General features: G+C 54.8%; 12 protein-coding genes. All 12 read left to right on the top strand.

Translation table 11 applies throughout. The features are described from left to right. Window positions 1-12: 12 nt before the first annotated feature. The 12 genes from AC222A_RS03125 to lpxC all read left to right on the top strand — a co-directional run bounded on the left by AC222A_RS03125 (window position 13) and on the right by lpxC (window position 14,150). Window positions 13-1,479 carry a UDP-N-acetylmuramoyl-L-alanyl-D-glutamate--2,6-diaminopimelate ligase gene (locus tag AC222A_RS03125; RefSeq protein ID WP_486774625.1) on the top strand — a complete coding sequence of 489 codons (1,467 nt, stop codon included), beginning with the start codon at window positions 13-15 and terminating at the stop codon, window positions 1,477-1,479. Then, on the top strand, window positions 1,476-2,855 hold the full coding sequence (locus AC222A_RS03120; RefSeq protein ID WP_372750281.1) for a UDP-N-acetylmuramoyl-tripeptide--D-alanyl-D-alanine ligase: 1,380 nt from the start codon (window positions 1,476-1,478) through the stop codon (window positions 2,853-2,855). The genes AC222A_RS03125 and AC222A_RS03120 overlap by 4 nt, the downstream gene beginning before the upstream one ends. Beyond that, entirely contained in the window at window positions 2,849-3,931 is a 1,083-nt protein-coding gene (gene mraY, locus AC222A_RS03115; RefSeq protein WP_372783141.1) for a phospho-N-acetylmuramoyl-pentapeptide-transferase, read from the top strand. The genes AC222A_RS03120 and mraY overlap by 7 nt, the downstream gene beginning before the upstream one ends. A gap of 7 nt (window positions 3,932-3,938) precedes the next feature. Continuing rightward, window positions 3,939-5,297 carry a UDP-N-acetylmuramoyl-L-alanine--D-glutamate ligase gene (murD, locus tag AC222A_RS03110; protein WP_486774624.1) on the top strand — a complete coding sequence of 453 codons (1,359 nt, stop codon included), beginning with the start codon at window positions 3,939-3,941 and terminating at the stop codon, window positions 5,295-5,297. Further along, a complete protein-coding gene (gene ftsW / locus AC222A_RS03105; protein ID WP_372749892.1) occupies window positions 5,290-6,432 on the top strand; it encodes a putative lipid II flippase FtsW in 1,143 nt (380 codons plus the stop codon). The genes murD and ftsW overlap by 8 nt, the downstream gene beginning before the upstream one ends. Then, the gene (gene murG, locus AC222A_RS03100; RefSeq protein WP_372758971.1) at window positions 6,422-7,522 is read left to right on the top strand and encodes an undecaprenyldiphospho-muramoylpentapeptide beta-N-acetylglucosaminyltransferase; all 1,101 of its coding nucleotides are present in this window, start codon (window positions 6,422-6,424) and stop codon (window positions 7,520-7,522) included. The genes ftsW and murG overlap by 11 nt, the downstream gene beginning before the upstream one ends. Next, complete coding sequence (murC, locus tag AC222A_RS03095; protein WP_372758972.1) at window positions 7,515-8,942, top strand: UDP-N-acetylmuramate--L-alanine ligase; 1,428 nt, start codon at window positions 7,515-7,517, stop codon at window positions 8,940-8,942. The genes murG and murC overlap by 8 nt, the downstream gene beginning before the upstream one ends. Continuing rightward, the gene (locus AC222A_RS03090) at window positions 8,939-9,871 is read left to right on the top strand and encodes a D-alanine--D-alanine ligase (RefSeq protein WP_372750007.1); all 933 of its coding nucleotides are present in this window, start codon (window positions 8,939-8,941) and stop codon (window positions 9,869-9,871) included. The genes murC and AC222A_RS03090 overlap by 4 nt, the downstream gene beginning before the upstream one ends. Further along, the gene (locus tag AC222A_RS03085) at window positions 9,871-10,644 is read left to right on the top strand and encodes a cell division protein FtsQ/DivIB (RefSeq protein ID WP_372750008.1); all 774 of its coding nucleotides are present in this window, start codon (window positions 9,871-9,873) and stop codon (window positions 10,642-10,644) included. The genes AC222A_RS03090 and AC222A_RS03085 overlap by 1 nt, the downstream gene beginning before the upstream one ends. A 52-nt stretch (window positions 10,645-10,696) precedes the next feature. Beyond that, window positions 10,697-11,932: a cell division protein FtsA gene (gene ftsA, locus AC222A_RS03080; protein WP_372763611.1), complete on the top strand. Its 1,236-nt coding sequence runs from the start codon at window positions 10,697-10,699 to the stop codon at window positions 11,930-11,932. Between the two features lie 56 nt (window positions 11,933-11,988). After that, window positions 11,989-13,137 (top strand): cell division protein FtsZ, encoded by a 1,149-nt coding sequence (gene ftsZ / locus AC222A_RS03075; RefSeq protein ID WP_372758509.1) that lies wholly within the window; start codon window positions 11,989-11,991, stop codon window positions 13,135-13,137. 98 nt (window positions 13,138-13,235) lie between these two features. Continuing rightward, window positions 13,236-14,150: a UDP-3-O-acyl-N-acetylglucosamine deacetylase gene (lpxC, locus tag AC222A_RS03070; RefSeq protein WP_372748729.1), complete on the top strand. Its 915-nt coding sequence runs from the start codon at window positions 13,236-13,238 to the stop codon at window positions 14,148-14,150. Window positions 14,151-14,336 lie beyond the last annotated feature (186 nt).

Below are 14,336 nucleotides of genomic sequence, written 5' to 3'. Positions count from 1 at the left end.
ATGGAAGCACTGATGGGGCAGACAACGACGGTTCTAGGCGATTTGCTTGACGCGGTTAGCGCGGATCAGGCTGCGATCCCGGTTACCGGCCTAGCGCTGGACAGCCGACGTGTTCAGCCTGGCGATGTGTTTGTTGCTCTAGCCGGCCACAAACTCGACGGTCGCGATTTTATCGATAAAGCAGTGTCGAAAGGAGCGGCGGCGATCATTGCCGAGGCGCCCTGTGATGCGACGCGCTGGTCCTTACCGGTTATCCCGGTGGCGGATCTATCCGAAAAAGTCAGCGACATCGCCGGCCGTTTTTATGCCAACCCTTCGCAGTCGATGCGTGTTATTGGGGTCACAGGTACCAATGGGAAATCAAGCGTTACCCACTACATCGCTCAGGTGCTGGAAAGCATGGGTAAACCGTGTGGCGTTATCGGTACCCTCGGTGCTGGCCGCGTTGGGCAGTTGCAGGGCGCGAGCAATACCACGCCGGATGCGATCAGCACCCAGAGCACACTTGCCCAGTGGCGTGATGCGGGTGCGCAGTGGGCGGCGATGGAAGTTTCATCTCATGGCTTGGTGCAGCACCGGGTAGCAGCCATTCAGTTCAGCACGGCAGTATTCACCAACCTGACTCAGGATCACCTTGATTACCACGGCACCATGGAGGCTTATGGTGAGGCTAAATCCCGTCTGTTTGCCCTACCCGGACTAAAAAATGCCGTACTGAATCGCGATGATAGTTTCAGTAAGCGGTTGCGCGAGCGAATTCCCACAAGCGTTAATGTTGTCAGTTTCGGGCTGGGCGGAAGCGCGGATATACGGGCGTTAGACATCCGTTATCACAGTAAAGGCATTGAGGCGCGTATTGTGACACCGTGGGGGGAGTTCACATTGAACTCGGGCTTATGCGGTGTAGTCAACCTGAAAAATATTCTGGCTGTCGTTGCCGTCCTCGGCTGTGAAGGCATCTCTTTAAAGGCTATCGCCGCGGGCGTTTCCAGCTTGCAAGCCGTGCCCGGTCGTCTGGAGAGGCTGCCGCCGGTAGATAGCGTACAAGTAGTAATTGACTACGCGCATACACCGGATGCACTGGAGCAGGTGCTCTGGAGTTTGCGGCCCCATTGTAGCGGCAAACTTTGGTGTGTGTTTGGTTGCGGCGGTGACCGTGATCGCAGTAAGCGTCCTTTGATGGCTGCCGTTGCTGAGCAGTTAGCCGATCGCATCGTGATCACCAGCGACAATCCGCGCAGTGAATCTCCAGACACCATACTTTCCGATATCCGTGCCGGTTTGAGTCAGCCCCCGATTCTCCAAGATGCGGACAGAAAGCGGGCGATTGAGTTCGCTATTGCTTCAGCCCAGGCAGGTGACCTGGTGTTGATTGCAGGTAAAGGACACGAAGACTATCAGGAGTCAGCCGGACGGCGACTGCCGTTTAGTGATGTGCAGTGCGCGCGATTGGCCCTTACCCGGAGGCAGCGGACATGATGGCTCCATTGCCTTTACAGGAAATCGCTCACGCTATCGGTGCCGATGGGGTTTTTGACGGCACGGTGGAAAACGTTAGTACTGATTCGCGCAATATTGCTGCCGGTGATCTGTTTGTGGCTTTGCGAGGTGAGAATTTCGACGGCCACCAGTTTGTTAACGCAGTGGCGCAGCAGGGTGCGGTCGCAGCCGTTGTTGAGTCGCCGAGTGATATCGACCTGCCTCAGCTCTGTGTCAAAGACAGTCTGGTAGCGCTTGCCCAGATTGCCGCCTTGAACCGCCAGCGTTTTGTGCGTGCTGGTGGCCGGGTTGCCGCATTGACAGGGAGTTGTGGCAAGACCAGTTGTAAAGAAATTCTGGCGACGATTTTGCGACAGAAGGTTTCGGTACTTGCCACCAGAGGTAACCTGAATAACGAAATCGGCGTACCAAAAACGCTCCTTGAAATTGCCCCTGAGCACCAGCTTGCTGTTATTGAAATGGGGGCGGCCAAGCCGGGTGATATTCACTACCTGTGTCAGTACGCGCAACCTGAAGTCGCATTGATTACATTGGCGGCGCCGGCCCACCTTGAAGGCTTTGGCAGCATCGAGGCTGTCGCGAAGACCAAAGGTGAGATTTACACGGCATTACCGCCTCACGGAACCGCGGTTATTAACGCTGATGATCGCTTTGCGCAGCAATGGCAGGATTCCACCTCGGCGGGTCGGGTAGTGACAGTAAGCTTGTGCAGCACGACCGCCGATGTTTATGCATCTGCCATAAGAACCGGTGCAAAAGGTTGCGAATTTGTGTTGCATGCGCATGGTGAGCAGGCCGATGTTCATATGCCTCTACTCGGCGAAGCGATGGTAATGAATGCGCTACTTGCGAGTGCCGCGGCGATGAGCTTGGGGGCAACTATGGCGGACATCGCCGCTGGGCTGGCTGGTTTGTCCCCAGTGCCGGGTCGCCTTTATCCCTCGGCGCAACCCTGGGGTTTGTTGATTGATGATAGTTACAACGCGAATCCCGCGTCGGTAAAAGCAGCCATCGATGTGCTTTCTCAGTGTCAGGGTCGGAAAATACTCGTGCTCGGTGATATGGCAGAACTGGGTGCAGACAGCGATGCGCTGCACGATGAGGTTGGCCGCTATGCCGTGGAGTCCGGTATTGATCTGTTATTTACCTGCGGTGAGCACGCCAAGCACGCCACTGAAGCCGTGGTGCCGCATGGCTTGCATTTTCCAGATAGAGCGGCCTTGGCTGCTGCGCTGATAAATATAATTGAAAGTGGCGATGCGGTCTTGGTGAAGGGTTCCCGGTCTTCGGGAATGGATGATGTAGTGAAGACGGTTGCCAACTCTCAGGTAGCTGGGGGAATAACAACATGTTAATGCTATTGGCTGATTACCTGTCGCAACACGTCAGTGGTTTTGCGGTATTTCAGTACCTCACATTCCGCGGCATTCTCGGTGTGTTGACCGCGCTGGCGATATCGTTGCTGGTTGGGCCGATCATGATTCGGCGGCTGAATTATCACCAGATTGGTCAGGCCGTACGCAGCGACGGACCGGAAAGCCATTTCAGTAAATCAGGCACGCCCACCATGGGCGGTGCCTTGATTCTTGTGGCCATTGCTATCAGTACCTTGCTCTGGTCAGATCTGTCTAACCCATATGTGTGGACGGTACTGGGGGTAACGCTGATCTTTGGCGCGGTCGGCTGGGTTGACGACTATCGCAAGGTGATTGAACGCAATCCTCGTGGACTGCCAGCCCGCTGGAAATATTTCTGGCAATCGGTCGGCGGACTTGCGGCCGCACTTTACCTGTATACGCTGGCGTCGGAGCCGGCCCATACCCAGTTGTTCATTCCTTTCTTCAAGGATGTATCACTGGAGCTTGGCGCACTGTTTGTTGTGTTGACTTACTTTGTGATCGTCGGCTCCAGTAATGCAGTGAACCTGACAGACGGTTTGGACGGATTGGCCATTCTGCCCTCGGTGATGGTTGGAGGGGCGCTGGCCATTATCGCCTATGTAACGGGCCACTTTAAATTCGCGGATTATCTGCATATTCCTTACATCGCAGGCGCCGGAGAGCTGATTGTATTTTGCGGCGCGCTGGCGGGCGCTGGGCTCGGCTTTCTGTGGTTTAACACCTATCCCGCTCAGGTTTTCATGGGTGATGTGGGGGCTTTGGCACTGGGTGCGGCGTTGGGCACTGTGGCTGTTATTACGCGCCATGAAATCGTGTTTTTCATCATGGGCGGCATTTTTGTCCTTGAAACGGTATCGGTCATTTTGCAGGTGGCTTCATTCAAGCTCACCGGTAGACGGATATTTCGCATGGCGCCGATACATCATCACTATGAATTGAAAGGTTGGCCTGAACCGCGGGTGATTGTCCGTTTCTGGATTATCACCGTGGTACTGGTGCTGTTTGGACTGGCAACGCTGAAACTGCGTTAGGAAAAGTATGAGCCTGATCGCCTCAGACAAGCTTCGCGTTATCGTTGGCCTCGGTGTCACCGGGTTGTCCTGCGCGCGATTTCTGGCCTCCAAAGGGCTGGGCTTTGTCGTGGCTGACAATCGCGATGCGCCGCCCGCTCTGGCAGCGTTTAAGGCTGAGTTTCCCGAGGTGGAGGTTGTCTTGGGTCGCTTTACCATTGGTCAATTTGATGGTGCGGATGAGTTATATGTAAGCCCGGGAGTCTCGTTGCGTGAACCAGCGATCGCCAGTGCCAGCCAAGCGGGTGTTCGCGTAACAGGGGATTTGGATCTGTTCGCGCAGCACGCGAGTGCACCGATTGTCGCAATTACCGGTTCAAACGGCAAAAGCACCGTGACGACACTTGTCGGCGAGATGGCCGAGGCCGCCGGTCGCCGCGTTGCAGTGGGTGGCAACCTTGGTACGCCAATGTTGGATTTGCTCGATGATACGGTTGAACTTTATGTCGTTGAGTTGTCGAGCTTCCAGCTTGAGCGTTGTGCTCATTTGGGGGCCGAAGTGGCTACCGTGCTGAATGTCAGTGAGGACCATCTCGATCATCACGGTTCGCTGATTGCCTATCACCAGGCAAAGCACCGCATTTTTCGCGGCTGTCGACAAGCGGTGATTAATCGTGACGATATGCTGACGCAGCCCTTGGTACCAGAGGATGTCAAAGTCGCCAGCTTTGGGTTACAGAAACCTGATCGCGGTCAGTTTGGGCTGCTGATTCAAGAGGGCCGCGAATACCTCGCTTGCGATGGCGATGCGCTGCTGCCATGTGATGAATTGCGTATTGCCGGTCGCCACAATCAGGCCAATGCGCTGGCTGCATTGGCTTTGGGTCGCGCCGTGGGTCTGCCAATGGCAGCCATGCTAGAGGCGTTGACGCGTTTTGGTGGCTTGCCCAATCGCTGTCAGTTCATCGCCCAGGTAAATGGCGTGGACTATTTTAACGATTCCAAAGGCACCAATGTGGGCGCGGCCGTTGCCTCAATTGAAGGGCTGGGGTCACGCTACCGCCTTGTACTGATCGCGGGTGGTCAGGCGAAAGGTGCGGATCTTTCGCCGGTTGCGGAGGCCCTAGTAAAAGTAGGGCGCGGTGCGGTGTTTATCGGCGAATCCGCTCAGGACTTGTTGGATATGGTCGCAGCGCGCATCCCCACTGTGCTTGCACAGACAATGCAGGATGCGGTGGCCCAGGCCGCAGGTATAGCTCAGTCAGGCGACGCGGTTCTGCTGTCTCCCGCCTGCGCAAGTTTTGACATGTTTGATAATTACGAGCATCGAGGTGCCTGTTTTGTTGAGGCGGTGAACCAGTTGGCAGCAGGAGGTGCGCATGCTTGAGGCGATCAATCAGCACCGCGCCGACGCGCAGTATCTGGACCGTTTGTACCTGGGTCTGCTGGCTGCGCTGCTCATTATTGGTTTTGTGGCCATGTCGTCGGCGTCTATTGAATTTGCGGCTAGACAATATGGCGACGCGTTTTATTTTGCCAAGCGTTACGGCTTTTATCTGGGGTTGGCGGCCGTGTTGGGCGTAATGACTTATCAGGTGCCCATGGATGCCTGGCGCAAATACAGCTGGTTGCTCCTGTTAGGCGGGTTTATCGCGTTGGCGCTTGTATTAATTCCTGGTATCGGTCGCGAGGTCAATGGCAGTCGTCGCTGGTTGGCTTTCGGCCCATTAACGCTGCAGGTTTCAGAATTCGTCAAGTTGACCGTGGTGTTGTACCTGGCCGGCTACCTGGTGCGTCGCCACGAAGAGGTGAAGAGTAAATTCGCCGGTTTTGTGAAACCGATGGCGGTAGTTGCCATGGTGACACTGCTGCTGATGATGGAGCCGGATTTTGGTGCCACGGTGGTCACTGTAGGCACGGCTTTGGCTCTGTTATTCCTGGCGGGTGTCAAACTGATGCAGTTTCTTGCGGTGATTGCTGCCAGCGCGGGAGTGCTTGCGATTACCGTCATGGTGTCGCCGTATCGAATGAAACGCCTGACGGCGTTTACCGACCCTTGGGCAGACCAGTTTAACAGCGGTTATCAGTTGACCCAATCATTGATCGCCTTTGGCCGTGGTGAGTGGATGGGCATCGGGCTGGGTAACAGCGTACAGAAACTGTTTTATCTACCTGAAGCGCATACCGACTTCGTGTTCGCGATCTGGGCAGAAGAATTTGGATTTATTGGGGCCATGCTGGTGCTGGCTTTGTACGCCATTTTTATAGCGCGTATTTTGCGTATCGCACGCGATGCTGAACTCAAAGGAATGCCGTTCAATGGCTTTGTCGCATACGGCATAGCAATAATGTTAGCAGCCCAAGTTTTTATCAACATAGGCGTAAATACCGGCCTGCTGCCAACAAAAGGTTTAACTTTGCCCTTCATGAGCTATGGCGGCAGTAGTCTTCTCGTTTGCGTAATCATGGCAAGCATGGTTGCGCGTATCAGTCAGGAAAATGGAGGTACGCATGAGCGTTGATGCCTCCGTAGAAACTGTGTTGGTCATGGCCGGTGGTACCGGCGGGCATGTATTCCCGGCGCTGGCAGTTGCCGGAGCACTGCAGGATCGCGGTGTCGCGGTTCAGTGGTTAGGTACGGCGCGCGGTATCGAAGCACGTGTGGTGCCGGCAGCTGGTATAACGCTACATACTCTGCCTGTACAGGGCATACGTGGCAAAGGTCTTTTATCGCGGATTACGGCGCTAGTAAAAGCAATGCAAAGTCTGCTTAGCGCTGTCGTGCTAATCGGAAGGGTCAAGCCGATCTGTGTTATCGGCCTCGGTGGCTATGTGGCCGGTCCCGGTGGATTGGCAGCTTGGCTGACTCGCACACCCTTACTGATTCACGAACAGAATGCTGTACCGGGTACGACCAATCGACTGCTGGCGCGTTTTGCACGACGAATACTTACCGGTTACCCGGTAGCGTTAGGCGGAGATAAAGCCGTGCATATCGGTAATCCGGTGCGTGCGGATATCAGTTTGCTGCCAGCGCCAGAGACACGTTGCGCTGAGCGCGAGAGGTTGCGTTTGTTGGTATTGGGTGGAAGCCAAGGCGCGTTGGCGATTAACCGCGCGGTGACTCAGACTGTCGCGCAATTACCCAAAGGCCTGGCGTTGGATGTATGGCATCAAACGGGCGCGGCACATATTGAGGCTATGAATGAGGCCTATCGAAACGCGAGGATCGACGCCGATATTTCGATTAGGGCCGAAGCCTTTATCGACAATATGGCTGAAGCATACGCGTGGGCAGATGTGGTGTTGTGCCGGGCGGGTGCATTGACAGTTGCTGAATTGACGGCCGCCGGTGTTGCCTCGTGGTTGGTGCCGCTGCCACAGGCCATTGACGACCACCAGCGCGCTAACGCGCGCTGGCTTGAAGAAAACGGAGCAGGTGAAATTCTGGAGCAATCATCACTATCGGTTGAGTTGTTGACCGAGAAACTCATGGGCGCTGCAAAGAATCGTGGCGCGCTTTTGCAGATGGCTACGGCGGCGCGACAACTGGCCAAGCCGGATGCTGCTGCCGTCGCTGCTGGCTACTGCCTGGAGGTGGCTCATGGCTAAGCGCGGAGATTCCTTTGTTATTCCAGAAATGCGCCGGGTCAAGCGTATTCATTTTGTCGGTATTGGCGGTGCGGGTATGTGCGGTATTGCCGAGGTGCTTTCAAACCTCGGATATACCGTGTCGGGTTCTGATATCAAAGATACGTCGACCGTTGAGCATCTACGCAGTAATGGTATCGCCGTAGCGATCGGGCACGCGGCAGAAAATATTGCAGGCGTCGATGTCGTTGTGGTCTCAAGCGCCATCAATCCGGAGAATCCGGAAGTTGCCGCTGCGCAGGAGTCGCGAACACCTGTCGTGCGCCGAGCGGAAATGCTGGCAGAGCTCATGCGTTATCGGCATGGCATTGCCGTTGCCGGCACCCATGGCAAAACCACTACCACCAGTATGATCACCAATATTTTTGCGCAGGCGGAGCTAGATCCCACTTTCGTGATTGGCGGCAAAGTGAACAGTGCCGGCACTAACGCCAAGCTTGGTGAAAGTCGTTACCTGGTGGCAGAAGCCGACGAAAGCGACGCATCATTCCTGCATCTGCAACCCATGGTTTCCGTGATCACGAATATCGAACCAGATCACATGGGTACCTACGGCGGCGATTTTGAAAAGTTGAAGCGCACGTTCATCGAATTTTTGCACAACCTGCCGTTTTATGGTGTCGCGGTGGTCTGCGTTGACGATCCGGTAATTCGCGAACTGATGCCCAGTATGGCTCGTCAGATACTGACCTACGGTTTCAGCGAGGATGCAGATTTCCAGATCCGGGAGGTTGTGAAAGACGGACTGAAAACCCACTTTGAGGTAATGCGTCGTGCAGAAGGTGATGTGTTGTCGCTGACGCTGAATCAGCCAGGTTTACACAACGTCTTGAACGCCACCGCTGCAATTGCCGTTGCTACGGATGAAGGAATTGCGAGCGAGCATATCTGTAAGGGTATTGAAACCTATCAGGGAGTGGGTCGACGCTTCCAGATATATGGTGATTATGCAGTGGGCGATGGTGTCGCAACGCTGGTGGATGATTACGGGCATCACCCGACTGAGGTGCAGGCTACTATCCGCGCCGCGCGTCAGGCGTGGCCGGATCGCCGTCTGCTGATGATCTATCAGCCGCATCGGTACACGCGGACTAAGGACCTCTACGATGATTTTGTACGCGTGTTGTCCGATGTGGATATGTTGCTGATGCTCAATGTTTACGCCGCAGGTGAGGGCCCGATTCCCGGTGCGGATTCGCGCAGCCTGTGCGGCAGTATTCGGCAGTTGGGTAAAGTCGATCCAATTTTTGTTGAGGACATGAACGACGTGTCTGAAGTGCTGTTATCAGTCGTTCGTGCGGGCGATGTTGTGCTGACTCAGGGGGCGGGCAACGTCGGTGGAATAGCGCAGCAGTTGGCAAATATGGCGTGGCATTCATGAGTGGAAAGACCTTGATCGACGAAGTGCGTTCGCGACTGAATGGCCCACTCGTCGTTCTAGCGGGCGGTCGTTCGGCTGAGCGTGAGATTTCTCTGCGCTCGGGTAACGCCGTGCTCGAATCGCTGCAGCGCAGTGGCTTGGCGGCGGAGCTGATTGACACTGCCGATTCTCAGTGGATGGAATCCGCCCAGCGGGCAGCACTGGTGTTCGTCGCATTGCACGGTCCCGGTGGCGAAGACGGTACGGTGCAAGGCGCGTTGCAATGTATGGGTTTGCGCTATACCGGCAGTGGTGTGCTTGGATCGGCAATAGCTATGGACAAGCTGCGCACTAAATTGTTGTGGGCAGGTCAGTCGCTGCCGACACCGGCGTTTGAAGTGGTCGATGAAGCATCTGATTTGTCCGCGGTGTTTGCGCAGCTGGGAGAATGTATTGTCAAGCCGGTATGCGAAGGGTCGAGTATTGGAATGATGCGCGCGTCTTCTGCGGAGCAACTGGCAGAGGCGGTTGCCGGCGCGACTCGCTATGGCGTGAGTCTCGCAGAAAAATGGGTATTTGGAGCTGAATACACCGTGGCGATTGTCGGTGACGAAGCGCTTCCGGCAATTCGGCTTGAAACTAATAATCGCTTTTACGATTTCCAGGCCAAGTATCAGTCGAACGATACGCGATATATCTGTCCTTGTGGTCTCGGCGCGCAGGAAGAGCAGCAATTGCAAGATCTGGCACTGCGAGCGTTCCGTGCGGTGGGGTGCAGTGGATGGGGGCGCGTCGATGTCATGCGTGATGCCGACACAGGCGAATTTCAGTTGCTGGAGGTAAATACAATCCCGGGGATGACTGATCATAGCCTGGTGCCGATGGCTGCGCGCGCGATGGGCTGGAGTTTTGATGAGTTGGTGTTACGAATCATGTTGCAGGCTTTGTGATGGCGAGAAAGCAGAATAAGCCAGTTAAAAAGCGAGGCGCGCAACCAAAGCGTCATCGTCCACGGGTGCAACGCAACTGGTTTCCGCTTTTGCGGCTGACCTTATCGTTGGCCATATGTGTGGCGGTGCTGGGATTCTTTGGGCAACTCATCCTGAGTGTGGGCAGTGTCTCGGTAGAGCGTGTTGCTTTTGCGGGCAACGCGCAGTACGTGGCGCGGGAGGATTTGATTGAACGGGTGGCTCCGCATCTGGATAAAGGGTATTTCGCACTGGCGCTCGATGAAATTAAGCACAGTGTTGAGCAAGAACCCTGGGTGTTTTCAGCTCGCGTGGAGCGCAGTTGGCCCTGGTCGTTAACTATCACTATTGAAGAGCAGTCACCCATTGCTTACTGGGGGCGCGACAGTTTTATTAATAATCGCGGCGAGATATTTACGCCTGCGACGCTGTCGCGAGATTTGGAGCTACCCATGCTCAGAGGGCCGGAAAGCTCTGCTCTTGCTGTGCTGCAAGCCTACCAGCTAATCGCGCAGATGTTGGCGGAAACGCCGCTGCAACTCGGTCAGCTGTCGCTGGATGAAAAGGGTCAATGGGTAGGCGTAACCCGCGAGAATGTGGAGATACGCTTGGGAAATACAAGGCCGGTGCACAGTATGAAACGCTTTTTACTGGTTTACCGGCAGGCATTGCATGAGCGCTTTGCCGACGTGCAACAGGTCGATACACGTTACATCAACGGTATCGCCGTCGACTGGAAGGGAGCTCGCTCTTGAACAATAACATTTTGCCTTATGCGCAAATCACTGCGGAAGCTGGGAGGTAATTATGGCGAGTGCGCATACAGACCGAATGATCGTTGGGCTTGATATTGGTACGTCGAAAGTCGTGGCCATTGTCGGTTCCATCAATGATGACGGTGTACTTGAAATCGTCGGCATTGGTTCCCATCCGTCGCGCGGCATGAAGAAAGGCGTGGTAGTGAACATTGAATCCACGGTTCAGTCGATTCAGCGCGCGGTGGAAGAGGCCGAGTTAATGGCCGGCTGCCAGATTCACAGCGTATACGTCGGTATCGCCGGCAGCCATATTCGCAGCCTCAATTCTCACGGCATTGTGGCGATTCGCGACCGTGAAGTGTATCCGCTTGATCTGGAACGGGTCATAGATGCCGCGCAGGCGGTAGCGATTCCAGCGGATCAGAAAGTGTTGCACATACTGCCGCAGGAATACGTGGTGGACGATCAGGAGGGAATCCGAGAACCGCTTGGTATGTCGGGCGTGCGGCTCGAGGCGAAAGTGCATCTGGTGACCTGTGCCGTCAATGCGGTGCAGAACATCGAAAAATGTATTCGGCGCTGCGGCCTTGAGGTTGAAGACGTCATCCTCGAGCAGCTCGCGTCGAGCTATGCAGTGCTTACAGAGGATGAGAAAGAGCTCGGCGTTTGCATGGTAGATATCGGAGGTGGCACGACGGATATCGCCATCTTCACGGAAGGAGCTATCAAGCACACGGGTGTGATTCCTATTGCGGGTGATCAGGTGACTAACGACATAGCCATGGCGCTGCGCACACCCACCCAATACGCGGAAGAAATCAAAATCAAGTATGCCTGCGCACTTACTCAGCTAGCCGGCGAAGACGAAACTATAAAGGTGCCCAGTGTGGGAGAGCGGCCGCCGCGCGACCTGTCGCGACAGCAGTTGGCAGCGGTGGTGGAGCCTCGATACGACGAGCTGTTCACCCTCGTGCAGGCCGAACTGCGTCGCAGTGGCTACGAAGACATGATCGCTGCGGGCATCGTACTCACCGGCGGAACATCCAAAATGGAAGGTGTGATCGAATTGGCCGAGGAAATCTTTCATATGCCAGTCCGCCTGGGCGTGCCCCAGGATATTAGCGGCCTGACTGACATTGTGCGCAACCCCATCTATTCAACCAGCGTGGGGTTGCTGCAATACGGTTTTAAACAGCACGGTAGTGACGTTAGCAGAAAACGCAGCAAGCACCTCAATGTCAGTTTTGTTGAGCGCTTGAAGCAGTGGATACAGAGCAATTTTTAAGTTTAGTAACCGGGTTCACATACGCTGAGCCCAATCGCTAAAAAGGGAGAAAGACCATGTTTGAACTAGTAGACAATGTACCGCAAAGTGCAGTCATTAAAGTCATCGGCGTTGGTGGTGGTGGCGGAAATGCTGTGAAACACATGATAGCCAATCAGGTGGATGGCGTAGATTTTATCTGCGCAAACACCGACGCTCAGGCGCTTACGGACATCTGCTCGCGCACTGTCCTGCAACTGGGCAACAACATTACCAAGGGGCTGGGAGCCGGCGCCAATCCGGAAGTGGGTCGAAAGGCTGCGATGGAAGATCGCGACCGCATTCAGGAAGCGCTGGAAGGTGCCGATATGGTCTTCATTACTGCTGGCATGGGTGGCGGTACAGGGACTGGTGGCGCGCCGGTGGTTGCAGAGGTGGCACGCGAGCTGGGCATTCTGACCGTTGCTGTTGTAACCAAGCCGTTCCCTTTCGAAGGACGTAAGCGGATGGAAGTGGCTGAGCAGGGCATGCGTGAGCTGCGCGAGCACGTGGACTCACTGATCACCATTCCGAATGAGAAGTTGCTGAGCGTACTGGGTAAAAACACTAGCCTGCTGGACGCTTTCAAAGCGGCCAACAATGTGTTGCTCAACGCGGTTCAGGGTATCGCTGACCTGATTATCCGTCCGGGCATGATCAACGTTGACTTCGCGGACGTGAGAACGGTTATGTCCGAGATGGGAATGGCCATGATGGGCTCTGGTATTGCCTCGGGCGAGAACCGGGCTATCGAAGCCGCAGAGGCGGCGATTCGCAGCCCACTGCTGGAAGACGTCAACGTGCAGGGTGCGCGGGGTATTCTTGTGAATATCACGGCGGGTCTGGACCTGTCTCTGGGTGAATTCTCCGATGTGGGTGACACTGTGCGCGAGTTTGCCTCTGACCAGGCAACTGTAGTCGTGGGTACGGTTATCGATCCTGAAATGACCGATGAGCTACGTGTGACCGTGGTAGCTACCGGGCTTGATGGTGGTGATATCCCATTGAAAGTAGTAGAAAATAAGCCTTCTGAGCCAAAAACGGCCAGCGACTATCGGCAGCTGGATCGGCCAACCGTGATGCGCAAATCTGCGCCTGCGCGAGAGGCGGTCGCGACGGCTCCGGTAGAGGATCGCGACATGGAATATTTGGATATTCCAGCGTTCCTTCGCCGACAGGCTGATTAAAGGCGTTGCTGGTCACAATTTAGCCAGCTGACATTTGGTGAATGGCGTTTGCTCTGTTAACATGCGCTAGCCTCTGCATGTGAGAAATTAGCAGGATAATGATTAGACAACGCACATTGAGAAACACGATCCGCGCCACTGGCGTGGGGTTGCACACGGGTGAAAAAGTATATCTCACCCTCAAGCCGGCTCCTGTGGATAACGGCATTGTATTTCGCCGTACGGATCTGAATCCGGTTGTCGAGATTCCTGCGCGAGCAGAGAATGTGGGCGATACCACGCTGTCTTCGACCTTGGTCAAAGACGGGGTGCGTGTGTCAACCGTAGAACACCTATTGTCAGCCATGGCTGGATTGGGAATCGATAACGCCTTTGTCGAGCTCAGTGCAGCTGAAGTGCCTATTATGGATGGTAGTGCAGGGCCTTTTGTTTTCTTGATCCAGTCCGCTGGTATTGAAGAGCAGAATGCCGCGAAGAAATTCATCCGTATTAAAAAGGAAATCACGGTTAAGGATGGAGACAAGGTAGCCAGTTTTCTCCCTTTTGATGGCTTCAAGGTCTCCTTTACCATTAACTTTGATCACCCGGTATTTCGTGACCGCAGACCCAAAGCTGAGCTCGATTTTTCCAGCACCTCGTTTGTAAAAGAGGTCAGCCGTGCACGTACCTTTGGCTTTATGCATGAGATCGAATATCTGCGCTCGAAAGGTCTTGCCCAGGGCGGTAGTGTCGACAATGCGATTGTTGTTGATGAATACCGCATCCTGAACGAAGACGGGCTTCGCTACGAAGATGAGTTTGTGAAACACAAAGTGCTCGATGCTATCGGCGACCTCTATCTATTGGGCTACAGCCTGATTGGAGAGTTTCGTGCGTATAAAAGTGGTCATGGGCTAAACAATGCCTCGCTGCGTGCCCTCATCGCACAGGAAGATGCCTGGGAAATGGTAACTTTCGACGATATCGCAGATGCGCCGATCTCTTACGTAAATCCTGTCGCAGCGATCGGCTGATCGTTGTACCTCCGGGCCTTTACAGGCGTGGAAATCCCCGTCTTTCTATGCGATATTGGCGCACTTGCCGATATCGCATCACCGCGCAATTGCCTGGTGATTGCCACCCAAAGCCCACGTTGTGTTTTCCATGGTGATAGCCAGCATGTGGGCATGTATCCGGCACACCACTCATTCAAAACGAAG

This window comes from Litorivivens sp. (assembly GCF_057445395.1).
Note: the sequence above shows the minus strand (reverse complement) of the source record. Positions and strands in the feature narration are given on the sequence as shown.

What these genes read in the sequence shown, in the direction of transcription:
- AC222A_RS03125 (WP_486774625.1), top strand. Translation starts at nt 13, where the DNA reads ATGGGGCAGACAACGACGGTTCTAGGCGATTTGCTTGACGCGGTTAGC.
- AC222A_RS03085 (WP_372750008.1), top strand. Translation starts at nt 9,871, where the DNA reads ATGGCGAGAAAGCAGAATAAGCCAGTTAAAAAGCGAGGCGCGCAACCA.
- ftsW (WP_372749892.1), top strand. Translation starts at nt 5,290, where the DNA reads ATGCTTGAGGCGATCAATCAGCACCGCGCCGACGCGCAGTATCTGGAC.
- murC (WP_372758972.1), top strand. Translation starts at nt 7,515, where the DNA reads ATGGCTAAGCGCGGAGATTCCTTTGTTATTCCAGAAATGCGCCGGGTC.
- murD (WP_486774624.1), top strand. Translation starts at nt 3,939, where the DNA reads ATGAGCCTGATCGCCTCAGACAAGCTTCGCGTTATCGTTGGCCTCGGT.
- mraY (WP_372783141.1), top strand. Translation starts at nt 2,849, where the DNA reads ATGTTAATGCTATTGGCTGATTACCTGTCGCAACACGTCAGTGGTTTT.
- murG (WP_372758971.1), top strand. Translation starts at nt 6,422, where the DNA reads ATGAGCGTTGATGCCTCCGTAGAAACTGTGTTGGTCATGGCCGGTGGT.
- AC222A_RS03120 (WP_372750281.1), top strand. Translation starts at nt 1,476, where the DNA reads ATGATGGCTCCATTGCCTTTACAGGAAATCGCTCACGCTATCGGTGCC.
- ftsA (WP_372763611.1), top strand. Translation starts at nt 10,697, where the DNA reads ATGGCGAGTGCGCATACAGACCGAATGATCGTTGGGCTTGATATTGGT.
- AC222A_RS03090 (WP_372750007.1), top strand. Translation starts at nt 8,939, where the DNA reads ATGAGTGGAAAGACCTTGATCGACGAAGTGCGTTCGCGACTGAATGGC.
- lpxC (WP_372748729.1), top strand. Translation starts at nt 13,236, where the DNA reads ATGATTAGACAACGCACATTGAGAAACACGATCCGCGCCACTGGCGTG.
- ftsZ (WP_372758509.1), top strand. Translation starts at nt 11,989, where the DNA reads ATGTTTGAACTAGTAGACAATGTACCGCAAAGTGCAGTCATTAAAGTC.